1 pseudogene is annotated in these 3,203 nt (G+C 63.3%); it reads right to left on the bottom strand.

Annotated elements, in window-relative coordinates:
- A pseudogene (locus ACP5J3_RS12190) lies at positions 1-2,985 on the bottom strand (hypothetical protein); the annotation flags it as partial.
- Positions 2,986-3,203: the final 218 nt, after the last annotated feature.

The raw sequence follows: 3,203 nt of genomic DNA, 5'->3' as shown, positions 1-3,203 counted from the left end.
GGCCTCGAATCTGCGTCTAACAGCCCGCTCCCCCGGCCTCTCTCTGTACTTAGCCCACCCCCTGTGGGCGAGCCTCCTAACCAGCCTGGCGGAGGCCCTCTTGACTGGGGAGCCGGCGGCCCTGCCCAGCCTATACGCCAGCCTCGCCTTGAGAAACAGCCTAATGCCCAGCCAGTAGGTGAGGTCTTGAATTACGTTTATAACTATGTAAAGCAGATAGCGAGAGGCGGAGGGGAAGCCGAACACCACCGCCAACGCCTCAAAGACAAAAACCGGCGTCAGCAACGCCACGTAGATACTCCACCAGAGCCTACCCAGCAACGTGCCGAAGAGCTCAATGGGGTTTAGAACAAGCCCCACGTCCCACATAGACACACCCCACCTGGGGTCGGGCGGCGGCATTGGGGGCGCGTCCGCCGGCTTGTATGGGAGGGAGGTCCAGTTATTCCAGGGAATGGGCCAGCGTGGCGTCAACGAGGCGGGCGGGGGAGGGGGCGGGTGCGCCAGCGTCCACCTCCACCTCTCCGCCAGGGCTGAGATAGACTCCCTCGTGGCTCTGGAATCCCCCAGGGAGTAGCCGAAGAGCCACACCTCCTCCCCCGGGTGCAGGAGGAGCCTCCCCCAGGCGGCTTTGCCGCCCTCGCCGTTGTTATCCCAGGCGAAGCGGGCGCAGAGTATTTTAAACTGCCCGGCTTTATAACTCCTCGGCTCTAGGTCAGGCATTGGGAAGAAGAGCCTCGGGGCAATAGACGCGAAATACCCCAGCTCGCCCCCCGCCGCCTCCGCCATCGGGCTTGAGGTATTCGGCGGAATCAGCCGGGAGAGGGCCTCTACGTATCTACGGCTGTAGTTCCCGCCTGCGAGGACAGATAGGAAGTAGTCCCGGGAGGTTTTAGACATGTTTCCAGCCGCCGTGGGCACGTGGCGCCAATTTGGCTCATCTGCGCCGTAGTAAGCCACGTGGCACTCTTGGTCGTACTCCGCGCCGCGGAGGAGATTCACCACCGCCACCCCGTCGCCGTCGGCAACCGGCGCGTCTCCGTATTCATCTGGAAGCGCGGAGCGGCGGTCGTCCACCTCCACGGCAACCCCCCGCATCCAGACAAAACCGTAGACGTATCTAGCGGCGTGTTGGACGTCCCAAAACCTAATCCTCATATAGGTGCGGTTGTCGTGTACGTAGCAGTAGGCGGCGGGGGGAGGCTCCCCGTCTCCCTCCCAATCGCCGTATTTCACCTCGTGCCAAACCTCCCAGTCTCTATAGGTGTAGGGCATAGCCGCGTCCACCTTCGGGATCTCTGCGCCGCTCCGCACCTCCAAGGGCTCCCAGGGCTTACCTAGGTGTATAGTTGCTATCTGTAGCTGGCGGGTTTCCAGCTTCTTGCGGTACCGAGGCTCCTGCCACTCCTCTCTAGTTGAGGAACACCACTCTACACACGTGCCGTTGACGTAGCGGCAACACCACTCACAAGTCCGCCTCCACTTGTAGAAGTCTACAGAGCCGTCTTTTACAGGTCTGGGGGCGTTGGGCAGAAGAATAGAGAAGTTTGACCACGCCGTGTTTAAAACTGGCCTCCTCCACTCCAGCCTGTCCCAGCCCACGTCGTATTTCAACTGGCCGGGCCTCTCGGCGACGTCTAGCGCGCGGCAGTCCCCAGCGGCGTTGCCGACGCCGCACGCCTCGACATCCGGCTTAACAACCCAGCCCCAGACCCCGACGGCGCCTCTCCTCTCCCCCCTTTCTAACTCCCCGCCGTATGTCACCGTGGCGTTGACCCCGGCGTGTAGCAACCGCCAGTGGCTGGGCTTAGAGGTGTCTACAACGTAGAGGGGGTAAAGCGCCGACAACAGTCGGCACTCCTCAGCCCTAGCCCTCCTAAGCCACCTCTCGCCGCTCTCTCCAGAGGGCATCGTGCCGTTGGGCAGGTGGGTCTCCGGGTAGTTGAGGCAGAGGGAGGCGTTTGTAATAGAGGCTGGGTAGTCCAGCCAGACATAGACGGCGTATGGGGAGCCAGCCCCCAGCCCTGTGAAGTTCTTCCTCCCCACGTAGAGCACGGCAGGCGCCCCCGGCCCCGCCGCCGCCCAGTCACTACCGTTAACCGCCAGTATCTCCACGCCTCTGAGGAGGTCAAATCTGGGAACCCCCCTAGAGAGGTTTAGAGAGGTCCAGGTTTTGTTAAGCTCCTCCACGAGCCAGCGGCTTGAGAAGTAGTTGTGGTAGCGGAGGAGGGCGACCCCCTCCCCCCGCGTTGCGAGATACGAGAGAGAGCCCGTGGAGCCGGGGGCCGACTTAGCCCATTCTGCCGTCTCCTCCGCCCACTGGGCCACCGCCAGCCCAAACGGCGAGAGGTAGGCGCCCACCGCGGCGGCTGTGTACAACGCCAGCGCCAGCGCCGTGAGGAAGGCGCCCCAGGTCCTCACGCGGGGGAACAGCAGGAGGAATAGCCCAGCCGCCATTAAGAGGCCAAACCACTTCTCAGCCCAGGAGGCGAGTATCTCTAGCAAGTGGAACACCATATACACCCCAACGGCCGCTTGATACGCCGCGTTGGCCAACTGAAACACCGGGTCCATGTAGCGCCAGGCGGCGAGCGCGAAGACAGCCGCCGCCAGAGACCCCCCGCCGGTGAGCGGAGCCGCCGCCACCGCGCCGAGGAACATCAACGTCTGTAGCACAGAAGAGGCCACCGCCGCCCCCTCCAACGCGGAGGCCGCCGCCTCAGCCGCCAGCCTCGCCGCCTCGGCGGTGGCTCTAATTCTCTCCGCCCACCCCCCAGGCGCCTCGTAGAAGCCGTAGATGTAGAGGGGGTTCGGGACGTAGGGGGCGGAGAACTGAAGCACAAAGCCCGTCACCAGCGGCACAGCCCACACCACAGTGACAACTGCAAATATGGGAAAATACCACTCCTCATCCCCCCTCCACAACAGTAGATACAGAGCAGACAAGGTAGCCGCCAGGTGGAGAGCCGCAACCCAGTCAGACACGAAGCAAGGCCCCCCACGAGGCGGGAAAAACCTTACCAGAGCCTCAGAAGAGAGGCCGTGAAGGGGGTTCGGAGCGCGGGGAGGGGTGGAGTAGTTGGGAGTCTAGGAAAAGGGGGCCGTCCCGTCTACGGCGCCGTCCCAGAACGCCGTGCAGATTACCACATCCCTACCCTGGCGGCCGGCTGTGTGTCCGCAGAGAGGCGCTTTACGAACAGGAG

Origin of the sequence: Pyrobaculum sp. (assembly GCF_049971835.1) — an archaeon.
In the GTDB taxonomy this organism is placed as follows: domain Archaea; phylum Thermoproteota; class Thermoprotei; order Thermoproteales; family Thermoproteaceae; genus Pyrobaculum.
The sequence above is the reverse complement of the archived record's forward strand: the minus strand, read 5'-3'. Positions and strand labels throughout refer to the sequence as shown.